This is a genomic window from Streptomyces sp. NPDC037389, assembly GCF_040636475.1.
GTDB lineage: Bacteria > Actinomycetota > Actinomycetes > Streptomycetales > Streptomycetaceae > Streptomyces > Streptomyces hesseae.
The window spans coordinates 44,887-59,209 of the sequence record NZ_JBEZUS010000012.1; the positions used below are offsets into that span (position 1 = coordinate 44,887).

Sequence of the window (14,323 nt, forward strand, 5' to 3'; positions counted from 1 at the left end):
TCGCGTTGAACCTGATCGATGTGCTGCTGTTGCTGCTCGTCCTCGCCTACGCCGTCTCCGGCTACCGCAGGGGCCTGGTGGCGAGCGTCGTGCTGCTCGCCGGGTTCCTCGGCGGCGCCGTGCTGGGCGTCTGGGCGCTGCCCTACGCCCTGGAGCCCTTCGAACCCGGTACGTCCCTGGCGGCCGTCGCCGCCGTCCTGGTCGTGCTGATCCCGGCCGTGATCGGCCACGCCGTCGCGGGCCGGTTCGCCTGGCGGCTGCGGTCCCGGCTGACGTGGGCGCCCGTGCGCGGCCTCGACGGCATAGCCGGCGCGGCCGCCGCCTCACTGGCCGTGCTGCTGGTCGGCTGGGTGGCCGCGAGCGTGCTCGGCTCGGCGAACTCCGCCTCCCTCACCCGGGAGATCAAGGAGTCGAAGCTGCTGGGCGCGGTGCACAAGGTGATGCCCGAGCAGGCGCCCACCTGGTTCAGCCGGACGACCGACGCGCTGGCGGGGGCCGGGTTCCCCCAGGTGTTCAACCCCTTCGAGAGCGAGCCCGCCACCAGCGTTCCCAAGCCCACCGGGGACATGGTGACCGCGGACGCGGCCCGGGCGGCCCGGCGGAGCGTGGTGAAGGTCGAGGGCGTGGCGAACGTCGGCGGCGACGGGCGGCGCGGCCAGGAGGGCAGCGGATTCGTCTTCTCCCACGAGCACGTGATGACCAACGCCCACGTGGTGGCCGGCGTCAGCGACCCGACCGTCAAGGTCGGCGGCGTCGGGCGGGCGTACAACGCGAAGGTCGTCCTCTTCGACCCGGACACGGACGTGGCCGTCCTGGACGTCCCCGGCCTGGACGCGCCCGTGCTGCCCTTCGACAAGAGCGCCAAGCGCGGCGACGCGTCCGTCGTCGCGGGCTTCCCCGAGAACGGCGGCCTCGACCTGCGCGCGGCGATCGTCGCCAACGAGGTCCGGGCCAAGGGCCAGGACATCTACGGCGACGGCATCACCACGCGCGAGGTCTTCTCCGTCCGCTCCACGGTCCGCCCCGGCAACTCGGGCGGACCTCTGCTGACCCCCTCCGGCAAGGTGTACGGGGTGGTCTTCGCCCGTTCCACGACGGACGCGGAGACGGGCTACGTGCTGACCGCCGACCAGGTCGCCGACGCCGCGCGACGGGCGGCACAGGCGACCACACCGGTCAGCACCGGCAGCCGGGCCGCGCTTTAGGCGGTGGCCGGGGCGGGGCCTGGGCCCGGTGGGCCCCGGTCCCCGGGCCCGGTCTGCCGGTCTGTCGACCTGCCGGTCTGCTCTCAGTGGCCGTCCCGGCTGTTCCGGTCGGGACGGCCGTTCTGGTCGTTCTGGCCGTGCCGGTCGTCGCGGTCGGGGCGGTCCTGCCGGTCAGAGTGGTCCTGCCGGTCGGGGCGGTCAGAGTGGTCCTGTCGGTCCTGTCGGTCCTGTCGGTCCTGTCGGTCCTGTCGGTCGGGGCGGTCGTTCCGGTCAGGATGGTCGTTCCGGCCGGGATGGTTCTGCTGGGGCTGGGTGTCCTGCCGGGGCTGGTGGTTCTCCCCGGGCTGCTGGTCCTGCTTGGGCTGCTGGTCCGGACGGTTCGGACGGTTCGGGCGGCCCGGGCCGTCCACGGGCGTCTGGGCGGGGCAGGCGTCCAGGACCTGCCGCAGCTTGTCCTTCTCGGCACGGGTGACGCTCAGCCCGTAGTAGTCCTTCACCCCGATCCACGCCTGGCTGTAGAGGCACTGACCGATCGGGTCCTGCGGCATCCACTGGTCCGGGGACTTGTCGCCCTTGCGGCGGTTGCCCCAGGTGGACACCACGATCAGCTCGGGGGAGGCCGTCAGGTCGTTGGCGAACTCGACGCGCTTCTCCGCCGACCACTCGCGTGCCCCCGAGCCCCAGGCGTTGCGCAGCGACACGATGTGGTCGACGTCGACGTGCACCGGGTCGGCCAGCGTCCTGTTGTCGTACTCGCTGTGCCACTGGCCGCCGACGACCCGGCACTTGCCCTGGAGCGTGGCCGGCACGACGGAGTAGAGCTTCAGGGCGACCTCGCGCGTCGTGCACTGGTCCAGGCCGTGCCGCACCCAGCAGGTCGCGCCGAAGTAGCGGTGGTCGTAGCCCTCGCCCCGCAGTGGCCTGACGTCGAGGTCGCCGAGCATGCGCGTGGCCTCGTCGCGGCCGGGCAGGTTCCTGGGCCATCTCGTGGGCACGCGCCTGGGCGCGCGCTTGGGCAGGGCGCGGCCGTGGCGCGCGGGCGCGGCCCCGGCCGAGGAGCCGTGCGGCGCTCGCTCCGGGGGCTTGGCCGGGGCGGAGGGTTTGGGCCGCGCGGGCTTGCCGCCGGGAGGGTCGGACTCGGGGCCGGGCACGGGAGGCCGCGAGTAGATGTCCCCCTCGTCCGGCGACGGGCCCTCGCAGGCGGTCTCGTCGTAGTCGCCGGGCAGTCCGGCCGCCCGGGGCCGCGCGTGATCCGTGCCGGGCGGTGGCACGGCCCGGGCGGTGGTGCCCGGACCCGCCGCCAGCAGCAGGGCGGCGGCGGTGACGGTGGACGCGAGGAACGGCCGCCGGTACCGGCGCGCGGATATGTCCTGCGATCGCATGGGACCTCCTTCGGTGGCTCCGCAGCCAGGGGCAGAGCAGAGATGGCCGTCATGATGAGTAAGCCGTGGAACGGGACATATGCCCGAGGCGGCGATGAATCACCCGACTGGCCCCGGGGGCGGTTCCGGCCCGTGCCGGCCGGTGGGGCGCGGGCCCCGGCGAGGGGCCTGGCGCTCGCCGGCTTCGTCAGCTTCTACGCCTTCTCCAGCCCGGACGGCCTGGAGAAGGTCGCCCACGACAAGGGCATCGACGCCAGGGCCAAGGAGCATGCGGCCAAGGACTCCCCGCTCGCGGACTACCAGGTCAAGGACGTCCCGGACGCCCGGCTCTCCGGCGGACTGGCCGGTGTGATCGGCGTCGGGGCGACGCCGGCGGTGGGCACGGGCGTCTTCGTGGTCGTACGCCGTCGCAGGAGTAACGCGGCCAAGGCCGCAGCCGTGACCGGCGAGACCGTCTGACATGGGCGCCGATGGGGGTACCTCCCATGCGTTCAGCTATGGGGGAGCCCACAAGCTCTACCGGCACGCCCGGTCGCCGGTCCACGACCTGCCGCCGCACTGCGAGCTCGCGGCCGTCTTCTGCTTCGTCCTCGTCGTCGTCTCCATGCCCCGCGAGGCGGTGTGGGCCTTCGGGCTGTACGCGCTGCTGCTCGCGGCCGTCGCGGGCGTGGGCCGGGTGCCGTACGGGTTTCTGCTGCGGCGGCTGCTGATCGAGGTGCCGTTCGTGGCGTTCGCGCTGCATGCCGTTCGTCGTACCCGGCGAGCGGGTGCACGTCCTCGGCGTGGCGCTCAGCGGACCCGGGCTGTGGGGCGCCTGGAACATCCTGGCCAAGGGCACCCTGGGCGTCGCCGCCTCGGTGCTGCTCGCCGCGACGACCGAGCTGCGGGCGCTGCTGCTGGGGCTGGAGCGGCTGCGGATGCCGCCGCTGCTCGTCCAGATCGCGTCCTTCATGATCCGCTACGGCGATGTGGTCACGGACGAGATGCGGCGGATGCGCATCGCCCGGGAGTCGCGCGGCTTCACCGCGCGCGGGGTGGGCCACTGGGGGGTGCCGGCCAAGTCCGCGGGGGCGCTGTTCATCCGCTCGTACGAGCGTGGTGAACGCGTCCACCTGGCGATGGTCAGCCGGGGGTACGTGGGCACGATGCCCGTGATCGACGACGTGACCGCGACCCGTGCGCAGTGGACGCACGCTGCCGCGCTGCCGCCGGCCGCGCTGGCGGTCTGCCTGACGGGATGGACCCTGACATGACCGCCCTTTCCCCTTCCCTGGAGGTCTCCGGGCCGGCCTTCGCCTACCCCGACGGCCACCAGGCCCTCTTCGGCGTCGACCTGACCGTCCGGCGCGGGGAGCGGGTGGCCCTGCTCGGCCCCAACGGCGCCGGGAAGACCACCCTCGTCCTCCACCTCAACGGCATCCTCGGCGGCGGCGTGGGCTCGGTCCGGGTCGCCGGGTCGCCGGGCTGCCGGTGACGAAGCCGAACCTGGCCGAGGTGCGGCGCCGGGTCGGCATCGTCTTCCAGGACCCGGACGACCAGCTGTTCATGCCGACCGTCCGCGAGGACGTGGCCTTCGGCCCGGCCGCCGCCGGGCTGCGCGGCCCGGAGCTGGAGGAGCGCGTCCGTACGGCCCTGGAGCGGGTCGGCATGGCGGACTTCGCCGACCGCCCCCCGCACCACCTCTCCTTCGGGCAGCGGCGCCGGGTGGCGGTGGCCACGGTCCTCGCCATGGAGCCGGAGATCCTCGTCCTCGACGAGCCCTCCTCCAACCTCGACCCGGACTCCCGGCGTGAGCTTGCCGACATCCTGCGCTCGCTGGATGTGACGGTGCTCATGGCCACCCACGACCTGCCGTACGCGCTGGAGCTGTGCGAGCGCTCGGTGATCCTCAGCGGCGGGGTCATCGCCGCCGACGGGCCCACCGGGGAATTGCTGTGCGACGAGGGCACCATGCGGGCCCACCGCCTGGAGCTGCCGTTCGGCTTCGACCCGCGCACGGCGGTCGTGGGGAGGTGACCCCCGAGGTGATCCGAGGTGACCTGAGGCGACCTGAGGCGACCCCCGTCCCCGACCACTTCCGGACACGTTGCACCATGGTGGATGGTTTTGTAGCGATCGGCACAGTGGGAGCGGAAGACAGTGGTGGACGTCCAGGGCACGGTGACGGACGGCTTCGAGCCGGTCCGGGACGCCTTCGCGGAGAACTTCGCACGGCGCGGTGAGCGCGGCGCGGCCGTGACGGTCTACCGGGACGGGCGGAAGGTGGCCGACCTGTGGGCCGGCACGAAGGACGCGGACGCGGATCCGGACGGTGACGCGGAGCCCTGGACCCGGGGCACCGCCCAGATCGTCCGCTCCGCCACCAAGGGCGTCGCCGCCGCCGTCCTCCTCCTGCTGCACCAGCGCGGCCAGGTGGACCTGGACGCGCCCGTGGGCACGTACTGGCCCGAGTTCAAGGCGGCCGGCAAGGAGCGGGTCCTCGTCCGTCACCTGCTCGCCCACCGCGCCGGGCTGCCCGTGCTGGACACCCCGCTCACACCCGCCGAGGCCATCGACGGCGTCAGCGGCCCGCGCGCCCTCGCCGCGCAGGCCCCCGCCTGGGAGCCCGGCACGGACCACGGCTACCACGCCCAGACGTACAGCTGGCTGCTCGGCGAGCTGGTGCCGCGCGTGACCGGCCGGTCCCTGGGCAGGTGGGTGGCCGAGGAGATATCCGGGCCGCTGGGCCTGGACCTGTGGATAGGCCTGCCGGACGCGGAGCGGCACCGCGTCGGCCGGATCGCCGACGCCCCGGCCCCCGCCGCGCCCGCCGCCGCCGGGCTGCGTGTCCGACCCAAGGCGTCCGTCACCGACGCCTACCGCGACCCGGACTCGCTGACCCGCCGCGCCTTCGGCGCGATCAGCCCCGCCGCCGACGAGAACGACCCGGCCTACCGCGCCGCCGAGCTGCCCGCCTCCGCCGGCATCGCCACAGCCGACGCGCTGGCCCGCTTCTACGCCTCGCTGATCGGCCCGGTCGACGGCGGCCGCCGGCTCTTCGCCCCGGCGACGCTGACCCTGGCGCGCACGGAGGAGTCGGCGGGCCCGGACCGCGTCCTCGTCGTCAACACCCGCTTCGGCCTCGGCTATATGCTCCACGGCCCGGCCTCCCCGCTGCTGGCCCCCGGCTCCTTCGGCCACCCGGGCCGCGGCGGCTCCCTGGCCTTCGCCGACCCCGAGTCGGGCGTCGCCTTCGGGTACGTCACGAACGGCATGCAGAAGAACGTCACGGCGGACCCGCGCGCCCAGGCGCTCGTCCGGGCGGTCGCACGGTCGCTGGCGGGGTAGAGCGGGGTAGAAGGGGCCCTCGGCGGGGTAGAGCTGGCCGCATGACCCGAAGGTTCGAGGGCTACGCTGTACTGATCACGGGCGCGGGCCGGGGCATCGGCGAGGCCACGGCGCGCCGCTTCGCCTCGGAGGGCGCGCGCGTGCTCGTCACCGACCTGGACGGCGAGCGCGCGGCGAAGGCCGCCTCGGGCCTGCGGGCGGACGGGCTCACCGCCGATTCGCTCGCCTGCGACGTCGGCGACGCGGCGGCGGTCGCGGCGGCGCTGGCCTTTGTGGCGGAGCGCTACGGACGCCTGGACGTACTGGTCAACAACGCCTACTCGTTCCACCCGGACCCACCGCTGGTCGAGGACTTCCCGGACGAGGCGTGGGCCCGCGACCTCGACATCACCCTCACCGGCGCCTTCCGGTGCGTCCGGGCCGCGATGCCGCTGCTGACCGCCGCGGGCGGCCGTGCCTCGGTCGTCAGCGTCGGCTCGGTCAACGGCGAGCAGGACTTCGGCAACCACGCCTACAGCGCGGCCAAGGCGGGCCTGGCCGGCCTGACCCGGACACTGGCCGGCCACTGCGCGGCCCGGGGCGTACGGGTCAACCTCGTGGCGCCCGGCACGATCCGCACCCCCGGCTGGGCGGGGCGGGAGGACTCGCTGGACCGGGCGGCCGAGCACTACCCGCTGGGACGGGTCGGACAGCCGGAGGACATCGCGGCGGCCGTCGCCTTCCTCGCCTCGCCGGACGCGTCGTGGATCACGGGGGTGACGCTGCCGGTGGACGGCGGCATCCTGATCGGGAACCTGGGCCTGCGGCAGGCGCTGCGGCGTGACTCGGACTCGGACTCGGACTCAGGATCAGGCTCAGACTCAGCCGAGGGACGACCTGATCATGGCCAGGATGTCGTCGTCGGAGAGCCCGAGCGCGCGTGACTCGGCGACGAGTTCGCGCGCCCGCGCGGTGAGCCGGGCGCGCCCGGAGGTCGCCGTCCCGCCCGTCACCACGGCCCCGCGCCCCCGGCGCAGCTCGATGAGCCCCTCGTCGCGGAGCTGCTGATAACCGCGCAGCACGGTGTGCATGTTGACGCCGAGGGACGCGGCGACCTCCCGCGCGGACGGCAGCCGCTCGCCGGGGCGTACGGAGCCGTCGGCGATGGCGCCGCGCAGCCCGCCGGCGATCTGTTCGCCGAGGGGGACGGATGAGGACGGGTCGACCCGGAACAACATGTCAGCCCCGCACTCCGTTTCCGTTGGAACGTTCCCTGTCGGCCAGGGTGTTGAGCAGCGCGGCGGCGGTGGCCGCGTCGTCGACGGTGACGACGAACTCGCTGCCGGTGGTCAGCCGGGCGCTGAGCGCGTCGCCGGAGCGCAGCACGATACCGCTGATGCCGGGGTGGGCCCGGTAGCCCCAGCCGCCGAGGTCGCGCAGGGCGTCGACGGGCCGGTGGCCGGCCTCCTCGATCCGCTCCAGCGGTACGTTCAGGCGCGGCCAGGGCAGGGCGGCGGGCGTGACGGTGATGCCGCGCCGGTCGGCGCTGACCCGCACCCGGCAGAGGAGCACCAGCGGCACCCCGCAGACGAGGCAGACGAGCCCGCCGGTCCAGCCCGTGACGATCGCGACGAACACGCCCGTCACGAGCATGATCGCCCCGACGCCGATCTGCGCCCGGGCCCCCACGACCCGGGTCCAGCTCGCGCTCTCGCTCTCGCCGAGCGGCAGCCGTGCGGCTTCGGCGGGGGCTCGCTCGGTGGCCGGGGCGGGGGCCTTGTCCCGCCCCGTGACCAGCCAGCCGAGAACGCCGTACACGGCACCGGCGGCGAAGCCCAGGCCCGCCTGCCAGAGGGGGAGCGTGACGGTGGCGGCGTCGCCGCCCGCGCCGACCTCGGCATTGGCGCGCAGAATGCCGACGACGATCCATCCGAGGGCCACGCCCATGCCGCCCCCGGCCACGGCGACCCCGCGCTGCTGCCCGGGCGCCGACCGCGTCAGCCACGTCAGGAACGCGAACACCACACCGATGACGAGGAGCACGACGAGGGAGACGGCGAGGAACGATTCCGGGTCGTCGAACCCATCGGCCTTGTTCCCGGGGCCGATGTGCGAGGCCATGGGGTGTGGCAGCCGGTCGCGGAACGAGTAGTAGGCGGTGACGACTGCGGCGCAGGCGAGGGGATGGGGGAGGACGGCGACGAGAACGCGGCGTGCGGTGGACGACATGGCACCTCCAGTTGTTTGCATAGTAATAGAACAAGACAAGTGGTGTTGTGGAAGGATGCGGCTCCCGATTGGCTGAAAAGGAGCGGCGTGAGACGAGGAATCATCAGAACGGCCTTCGGGGTACTGAAGCGCCGACCGGCGCTCCTGTGCTTCCCGGCGATGAACATCGCCGCGCTCGCCGCGGTCCTGACGACCGCTTGGCTACTGCCCCTGAGCGGCGTCCGCGACCGCGTGCTGGACGGCCAGGCGCCGACGACGCCCCAGACTGTCGAACTCTTCGCGCTGCTGGCCCTGCTGTCCTGTGTGGGCACCTACTTCACCGCGGCGCTGCTCCACTCCGTGCACGCCCTGCTGGACGACGACCGGCCCACGATCCGCACCTCCCTGCGCGCGATGCTGCGCCGCTTGCCGACGCTCGCCTGCTGGAGCGTGCTCGGCAACACGGTTGGGGTGCTGCTACAGATCGCCGAGTCGACGGTCGGCGTCTCCTGGCTCTTCGACGTGGCCGGGCTGTCCTGGTCGCTGCTGACCTACTTCGCCCTCCCCGTCCTCGTCGTCGAGGGCTCCGGCCTGCTCACGGCCCTGCGCCACTCGCTGGCCCTGGGGCGCCGGGAGCTGGGTGCCCAGGTGGCCGGATCAATGCGGGTTTTCCTGACGACCGCGCTCGTGGCGGCCATGGGCGTGGCAGCGCTGATCCTCGCGGTCGAGACGGACGACGTCGCGGTGATGCTGGGCGTGGCGGGCGGGGTGGTGCTGCTGTGGCTGCTGACGGGCATCGTCACGTCGACCATGTCGGGCATCTACCGGATGGCGCTCTACCACCGCGAGGTGACGTCGGGGGACGTCCCGCCGCTGCTGCCCTTCCGGTCCGCGCTGCCGGCTGCCCAGCCGGGGCTGTGGATGTGACCGGGCCCCACTATCGGTCGGGGAGCCCGTGCTTCGGGAACTCCTCTGTACGGACGGCGTAGTGCCAGGCCAGATCGCGGACCTGGCAGGCGCTCAGTACGGCCGAGGGCTCTTCGATCAGCTCGACGCCCAGTGTCGCGGCGTGCTCGCCGAAGTGGAAGCGGGCGAGGATACGCGAGTCGAACAACCAGAAGTCGCCGTCGGGCAGCCCGACGCGCTCGGCGTCTATGCGGGCCAGGTAACGGACGTCTTCGCCTGCCTCGGCGTTGCTGAGCCCCGAGGCCAGCAGGAAACGCTGCCCTTCGGTCGGCGGGTCATCGACGACGCGCACCCGCTCGAATCGCTTTCCCGCTTCGGCCTGGGCGCGGACGTTCGAGTGCCACGGATGATCGGCCTCGTAGGCCAGGGTCTCACCGGCTTGCCAGCGCTTCCACCTCACGCTGCGTCGGTCCGACGGGTACTCCTGTCGCGTCTGGAGTCGCCAGGCTGTGTGCTCGAAGTCCTCAAACAGGTAAGAGACCTCACTGAGCGGGATGATGTCCGGCACATGCTCACCTTTCATCGGGCATGGCGAAGTTTCAAGACCGCGTCCATGCTCACGGTCGGCAGGGTGCCCACTTCGGCGGCGGCGATGATGCGCTCGCGGTCCGGGTCGGTGTCGAGCATCGCGTGGCCCCACCAGGTCGCGATCAGGTTGTGCAACTCGGGCCCCGCCTCGGTGGTGAGGACCAAGCGGTAGAGCTCCGGCCGCCGTTCCGGATCCAGGGCATCGGCGATGACCTGGATCGTGCGTGGGGCGCGGGGGATCACGGTTGGGCCCCCAGGGCGGCTCGGATCGCGGCCATGTCGCGTGTGGTGGCGGCGATGGCGCCGGAGGTGTCGTGATGCGCGGCTGCCGCCGCCGCGGTGTCGAGAAGGCAGCGCCAATCTCAATTCGTTGGCTCTCCTGGTGCGGAATTCCGCTGCCTTACCGGTTCCTACGCCTTAGCGCGCGCGATCTCCCGGGCCCGTTCCGTCAGTTCCCGCACCGCTCGTGCCTTCCCGTGCGGGCGGATCCGGCGCCGCATCGTGTCGAAGTGCTCGTCCCCGCGGGCCGTCGAGAGCTGGACGTAGTCGTCGAGGAAGGCGTGCCACGTGGCGCACGCTGCCTCCACGTGGCCGAGCTCGAACTGACGCTGCGCCAGTAGAGCGTTGGAGTGCACGCGCCCCTGGCGCTCCTGTCGCGGCTGAACCTTGAGGCACTCCCGCATCGCGCGGATCGATCCTTCCAGGTCCTTGAACTCGTAGAGCACGTGCGACACGTGGAAGTGGTACGCGCTCGCGTCGTACCCGCCGATGGCCTCCCGCCGGGAGTCCGCCTTCGACAGGGCCGCCTCCGTCTCCCGCAGCCGCGCGAGCGCGGTGTGGCGGTCGCCCGTCATCGACGCGGCGTGCGCCTGCTGGCCCGCGAGGAAGGCCCGCAGGCGCGGGCCGGCCTTCGGCGAGGCCTCGGCGGCGGCGTCGGCGAGCTCCAGGGCCTTGGCGCCGTGGCCGAGGTTCGAGGCCTGGAGGCTCATGCCGCGCAGGGTGCGGCAGTAGGTGACATGGTCCTCCGCCGCTCCGGCGAGCTTGAGGGCCTTGGTGTAGTAGAGCTGCCCGAGGCCGTGCTCGCGCTCGTACATCGCCATCCAGCCGGTCAGATAGACGAGGTCGGACGCGGCGGACAGCATGCCCTTGCGCACGTTCCCCGGGGCCGACGCCTTCAGGTACGGGGCGATGGTGTTGACCAGGAAGGCGGCTGCCATGGGGCGGGCGTGGCCACCGCCGAGCTCGTCGAGGATGTCGGCGATCCTCTCGGTCATGGTGCGGACCGTGGCGACCTCGCCCGCGCCGATGCGTACGGTGCGGCCGGTGTCGCCCGTACGATGTTCCACGCCCCCGGCGAGGTCGGGGAAGAGCGGGATCGCGAGCGCGGCCGAGTACACGCCCGCCGTGAGCACGCCCCGGCGGGACGGGTCCATGTCGGCCCTGCCGACGTCGATCAGCTCTTCGAGGGTGTTCCTGCCGTCGTTCCCGTCCGGGGCGGGCAGCCCGGCCTCGGCGTGTGTTACCGGCCGCTTCAGGCGGCGGGCGAGGGTTTCGAGGACGATGGGCCGTACGTCCCGCCGGGGCATCGTCCCGGACAGCCAGTGCGAGACGGCCGACTGGTCGTAGCGCAGAGCCGACCCGGCCTCGGCGCCGGTCCGGTTGACTGCCGTCGCGAATTGGCCGCGCGACCACTTCGCCTGGTCGAGCAGAGCCACCAGGGCCGTGTTCGAGGTGCGTGGGTTGCTCGCCATGCTTCAACTCCTGCCGACTTTCATGGCTTTCACGTTCACGCCTTGCCTCCACGGTACCGGCGAGGGCCGCGAGGGGTGTTACCTCTGCGTACCGGACGATCTCCACGAGGGAGCCCTGAAACGTGGACCTGGAAGCCCATGACACCGCGACCGCGATGTCCCGCTACGTCGCCGACGCCATCCGCCGCGCGATCGCGCACCCCGCCGCCCTGCCCCGGCACGAGGAGGTCGCGGAGACCACCGCGTGCCTGCGCGGGTTCCTGGAGGAGCTGCTGCCGGTCGCGGAGGCGCACGTCGGCCGCATGCCGCCGACGACGCCGGACGGTGAGCGGGCGCGGTCGGTGGTCGGCGCGGCCCGTCGCGCGCTCGCGGAGGGGCCCGGGGCCGGGCTGCGCTCGGCCGTCGGGCACATGCGGGACCTCGGCCGGGCCTGTCACGAGCTGAGGAGCGCGTTGCCGTGCGCCCAGTGCGCGTACATCAAGGCCGACCGGCACGAGGCCGAGCGGCAGGGCGACTCCGCCGCGATGCGGGACGCCGCCCTCCGGATGGGCGTCCACCAGCGCGAAGCGCACGCGTCCGTGGTGGCTCGGTGAGGCCCTGTGAGAGGTCGCGCACAAAGCGCTGGACGCGTCCGGTGGTGGGTAGCGTCCGCGCGAGGCGAAGGGGTGGTCCGGGCAGGGCGGGCGCCCCGGAGAGTGAGGATGGCATGTCCAGTACACGTCGAGCCGTCTCCGTCCTGACCGGTGTCGCGGCCGTCGCCGCCCTGAGCGTCATGGGAGGCGCGGGGACCGCTGCCGCCGCCCCGAGTCCGATTCCGGCGGCCTGCGACATCAACGCCGGGCTTCCCGACCTCCCGGCACCGGCCGCCGACGTCGTGAACGGCGCCGTGAAGGACGTGGCCGGCATCGCCGGCCAGAGCATCAGCCTGACCGGCAGCCCCGGCATCAGCTGCTCCGCCTGACCGGAGCGACGCGCCCCCCGCGCCCTCACAGCTCCGTTCCCTACGATGGCGCGGTGACCAGTGACACCGCGACGCACCCCCGGCAGGGCCGAACGACGGACGAGCAGCCACTCCCGTGGCAGCGCAGACTCCGCCGGTTCGGCTATCAGGGGGGTGTGGCGCAGCCGGATGTGAGGGAGCGGCTCGTGCCCGCGTTTCCCGAGCCCGGGACGCGGGTGTGGGAGGCGATGGGGGCCGGGCCGGGGGCGGCGCGGGTGCTCGCGCGGTCGATGGGGTGGGCCGGGCCGCTGGTCGTGGCGCTGTTCGCGGGGCTGATCCGGTTCTGGAATCTGGGCTCCCCGAACGCCGTCATATTCGACGAGACGTACTACGCCAAGGACGCCTGGGCCCTGCTGGAACGGGGCTACGAGGTCGACTGGAACAGCGTCAAGGACGTCAACGACCAGATCATCGCCGGGCACGCCGCCGTCCCCGACGCCCCCGGGTACGTCGTGCACCCGCCCGTCGGCAAGTGGGTCATCGCCGTCGGCGAGTGGATGTTCGGGCTGAACCCCTTCGGCTGGCGGTTCATGGTCGCCGTGCTCGGCACGCTGTCGGTGCTGATGCTGTGCCGCATCGGGCGGCGGCTGTTCCGGTCGACGTTCCTGGGGTGCCTCGCCGGGGCGCTGCTCGCCGTCGACGGGCTGCACTTCGTCATGAGCCGCACGGCGCTGCTCGACACCGTGCTGATGTTCTTCGTCCTCGCCGCCTTCGGCTGTGTGCTCGTCGACCGCGACAAGGCGCGGGCCCGGCTCGCCGCCGCCCTGCCGGAGCGGCAGGACGGCACCGGCACCGTCCTGCCCGACGCCGGGGTCGGCGACCGGCTGCGGCTGGGGTGGCGGCCCTGGCGGCTGGCCGCCGGGGTGTTCCTCGGGCTGGCCTTCGCCACCAAATGGAACGGCGCCGTCTACCTCGCCGCGTTCGGCCTGATGATCGTGCTGTGGGACGTCGGCTCCCGCCGCCTCGCCGGCGCCCGGCGGCCCTGGCTGTCCACGCTGCGGCGCGATGCGCCCTGGGCGTTCCTGTCGACCGTGCCGGTGGCGATAGGCGTGTACATCGCCTCCTGGACCGGCTGGTTCACCCACAGCGGCACGTACAGCAAGACGGCCGGCTGGCAGCACAGCGGCTTCTTCCGGCACTGGGCCGAGAGCGACGGCGGACAGAGCCCCGACGGCTTCCTCGCCGGGATCCTCAACCCGCTGCGCAGCCTGTGGCACTACGAGCGGCAGGTGTGGGACTTCAACACCACCCTCTCCTCGCCGCACACCTACCAGTCCAACCCCTGGAGCTGGCTGGTCCAGTCCCGCCCGGTCTCGTACTTCTACGAGTCCCCCAAACCCGGCAACGGCGGCTGCCCCATCGACACCACCGACAAGTGCGCCCGCGAGGTGCTCGCGCTGGGCACCCCGCTGCTGTGGTGGGCGGGCTGCTTCGCGGTCATCTATCTGCTCTACCGGTGGGCGCTGCGCCGCGACTGGCGGGCCGGCGCGGTGCTGTGCGGGCTCATGGCCGGATACCTCCCCTGGTTCATGTGGCAGGAACGGACGATCTTCGTCTTCTACGCCGTCGTCTTCGTGCCCTTCCTCTGCCTGGCGGTGGCCATGATGGTCGGGGCGATCCTCGGCCCGCCCGGCTCCACCGAACGGCGCCGCGCGCTGGGCGCCGTCGGCGCGGGCGTGCTCGTCCTGCTCATCGCCTGGAACTTCATCTACTTCTTCCCGATCTACACCGGCCAGGCCATCCCCATGGACGCCTGGCGCAACCGGATGTGGTTGGACACCTGGATCTGACATCTGGATCTGACACTTGGACCTGACGCCTGGATCTGGCATCTGGACCCGATTTCGTCCGGAGCCCTTTTCCTCAGCGCCGTTTGACGCCCCGTCGGGTTCAAGCGGCTGTTTCCGGCCGTTTCACACCATGCGTCACCACCATCCCGTAGAGTGCCGTCCGAGGTTTTAATCAGGTGATTAAAAC

The 14,323-nt window shown here is 72.7% G+C and carries 13 protein-coding genes and 3 pseudogenes; 10 read left to right on the forward strand and 6 right to left on the reverse strand.

All coding sequences use genetic code 11. The annotated features are described in order from the left end of the window. Positions 1 to 5: 5 nt before the first annotated feature. Complete coding sequence (locus tag AB0E98_RS25230) at positions 6 to 1,205, forward strand: MarP family serine protease (protein ID WP_361706554.1); 1,200 nt, start codon at positions 6 to 8, stop codon at positions 1,203 to 1,205. An 83-nt stretch (positions 1,206 to 1,288) separates the two neighbouring features. Here AB0E98_RS25230 and AB0E98_RS25235 read toward each other — a convergent pair whose 3' ends face one another. Further along, positions 1,289 to 2,587, reverse strand: coding sequence for an HNH endonuclease family protein (locus tag AB0E98_RS25235; RefSeq protein ID WP_361706557.1), 1,299 nt, complete (start codon positions 2,585 to 2,587; stop codon positions 1,289 to 1,291). Positions 2,588 to 2,755: 168 nt separating this feature from the next. Here AB0E98_RS25235 and AB0E98_RS25240 point away from each other — a divergent pair. The 5 genes and pseudogenes from AB0E98_RS25240 to AB0E98_RS25260 form a co-directional block, all read left to right on the forward strand. Continuing rightward, positions 2,756 to 3,046: pseudogene (locus AB0E98_RS25240) on the forward strand (PDGLE domain-containing protein); the annotation flags it as partial. A 1-nt stretch (position 3,047) separates the two neighbouring features. Next, positions 3,048 to 3,840: pseudogene (gene cbiQ, locus AB0E98_RS25245) on the forward strand (cobalt ECF transporter T component CbiQ). Further along, positions 3,837 to 4,603, forward strand: a pseudogene (locus AB0E98_RS25250) (ABC transporter ATP-binding protein). The pseudogenes cbiQ and AB0E98_RS25250 overlap by 4 nt, the downstream one beginning before the upstream one ends. 123 nt (positions 4,604 to 4,726) lie before the next feature. Continuing rightward, entirely contained in the window at positions 4,727 to 5,914 is a 1,188-nt protein-coding gene (locus AB0E98_RS25255; protein ID WP_361706560.1) for a serine hydrolase domain-containing protein, read from the forward strand. 41 nt (positions 5,915 to 5,955) lie between these two features. Further along, positions 5,956 to 6,837, forward strand: a complete 882-nt coding sequence (locus tag AB0E98_RS25260) for an SDR family NAD(P)-dependent oxidoreductase (protein ID WP_361706563.1) — start codon at positions 5,956 to 5,958, stop codon at positions 6,835 to 6,837. On the opposite strand, the gene AB0E98_RS25265 is transcribed toward AB0E98_RS25260, so the two are convergent. After that, on the reverse strand, positions 6,775 to 7,131 hold the full coding sequence (locus AB0E98_RS25265) for a GntR family transcriptional regulator (RefSeq protein ID WP_361706566.1): 357 nt from the start codon (positions 7,129 to 7,131) through the stop codon (positions 6,775 to 6,777). The two genes, AB0E98_RS25260 and AB0E98_RS25265, sit on opposite strands and share 63 nt — an antisense overlap. Position 7,132: 1 nt before the next feature. After that, positions 7,133 to 8,122 carry a hypothetical protein gene (locus AB0E98_RS25270; protein WP_361706569.1) on the reverse strand — a complete coding sequence of 330 codons (990 nt, stop codon included), beginning with the start codon at positions 8,120 to 8,122 and terminating at the stop codon, positions 7,133 to 7,135. Positions 8,123 to 8,209: 87 nt separating this feature from the next. Between AB0E98_RS25270 and AB0E98_RS25275 the strand changes: the two genes are divergently transcribed. Next, a complete protein-coding gene (locus AB0E98_RS25275; protein ID WP_361706570.1) occupies positions 8,210 to 9,028 on the forward strand; it encodes a DUF6159 family protein in 819 nt (272 codons plus the stop codon). A 10-nt stretch (positions 9,029 to 9,038) separates the two neighbouring features. Here the strand turns inward: AB0E98_RS25275 and AB0E98_RS25280 are convergent, their stop codons facing one another. From AB0E98_RS25280 to AB0E98_RS25290, 3 genes are all read right to left on the reverse strand, one after another. Beyond that, on the reverse strand, positions 9,039 to 9,575 hold the full coding sequence (locus AB0E98_RS25280) for a DUF6879 family protein (RefSeq protein WP_361706573.1): 537 nt from the start codon (positions 9,573 to 9,575) through the stop codon (positions 9,039 to 9,041). 11 nt (positions 9,576 to 9,586) lie between these two features. Beyond that, positions 9,587 to 9,838, reverse strand: coding sequence for a hypothetical protein (locus AB0E98_RS25285; RefSeq protein ID WP_361706576.1), 252 nt, complete (start codon positions 9,836 to 9,838; stop codon positions 9,587 to 9,589). Positions 9,839 to 10,005: 167 nt separating this feature from the next. Continuing rightward, positions 10,006 to 11,346, reverse strand: coding sequence for a hypothetical protein (locus tag AB0E98_RS25290; RefSeq protein ID WP_361706579.1), 1,341 nt, complete (start codon positions 11,344 to 11,346; stop codon positions 10,006 to 10,008). A 122-nt stretch (positions 11,347 to 11,468) separates the two neighbouring features. Here AB0E98_RS25290 and AB0E98_RS25295 point away from each other — a divergent pair, with 122 nt between their 5' ends. From AB0E98_RS25295 to AB0E98_RS25305, 3 genes are all read left to right on the forward strand, one after another. Beyond that, a complete protein-coding gene (locus AB0E98_RS25295) occupies positions 11,469 to 11,939 on the forward strand; it encodes a DUF6415 family natural product biosynthesis protein (RefSeq protein WP_361706582.1) in 471 nt (156 codons plus the stop codon). Positions 11,940 to 12,052: 113 nt separating this feature from the next. Further along, positions 12,053 to 12,307 carry a hypothetical protein gene (locus tag AB0E98_RS25300; RefSeq protein WP_361706584.1) on the forward strand — a complete coding sequence of 85 codons (255 nt, stop codon included), beginning with the start codon at positions 12,053 to 12,055 and terminating at the stop codon, positions 12,305 to 12,307. A 53-nt stretch (positions 12,308 to 12,360) separates the two neighbouring features. Then, entirely contained in the window at positions 12,361 to 14,136 is a 1,776-nt protein-coding gene (locus AB0E98_RS25305; protein WP_361706586.1) for a phospholipid carrier-dependent glycosyltransferase, read from the forward strand. Positions 14,137 to 14,323: the final 187 nt, after the last annotated feature.

Coding starts and splice junctions, on each gene's coding strand:
- AB0E98_RS25235 (WP_361706557.1), bottom strand. CDS start 2,587: ATGCGATCGCAGGACATATCCGCGCGCCGGTACCGGCGGCCGTTCCTC.
- AB0E98_RS25260 (WP_361706563.1), top strand. CDS start 5,956: ATGACCCGAAGGTTCGAGGGCTACGCTGTACTGATCACGGGCGCGGGC.
- AB0E98_RS25265 (WP_361706566.1), bottom strand. CDS start 7,131: ATGTTGTTCCGGGTCGACCCGTCCTCATCCGTCCCCCTCGGCGAACAG.
- AB0E98_RS25270 (WP_361706569.1), bottom strand. CDS start 8,122: ATGTCGTCCACCGCACGCCGCGTTCTCGTCGCCGTCCTCCCCCATCCC.
- AB0E98_RS25290 (WP_361706579.1), bottom strand. CDS start 11,346: ATGGCGAGCAACCCACGCACCTCGAACACGGCCCTGGTGGCTCTGCTC.
- AB0E98_RS25300 (WP_361706584.1), top strand. CDS start 12,053: ATGTCCAGTACACGTCGAGCCGTCTCCGTCCTGACCGGTGTCGCGGCC.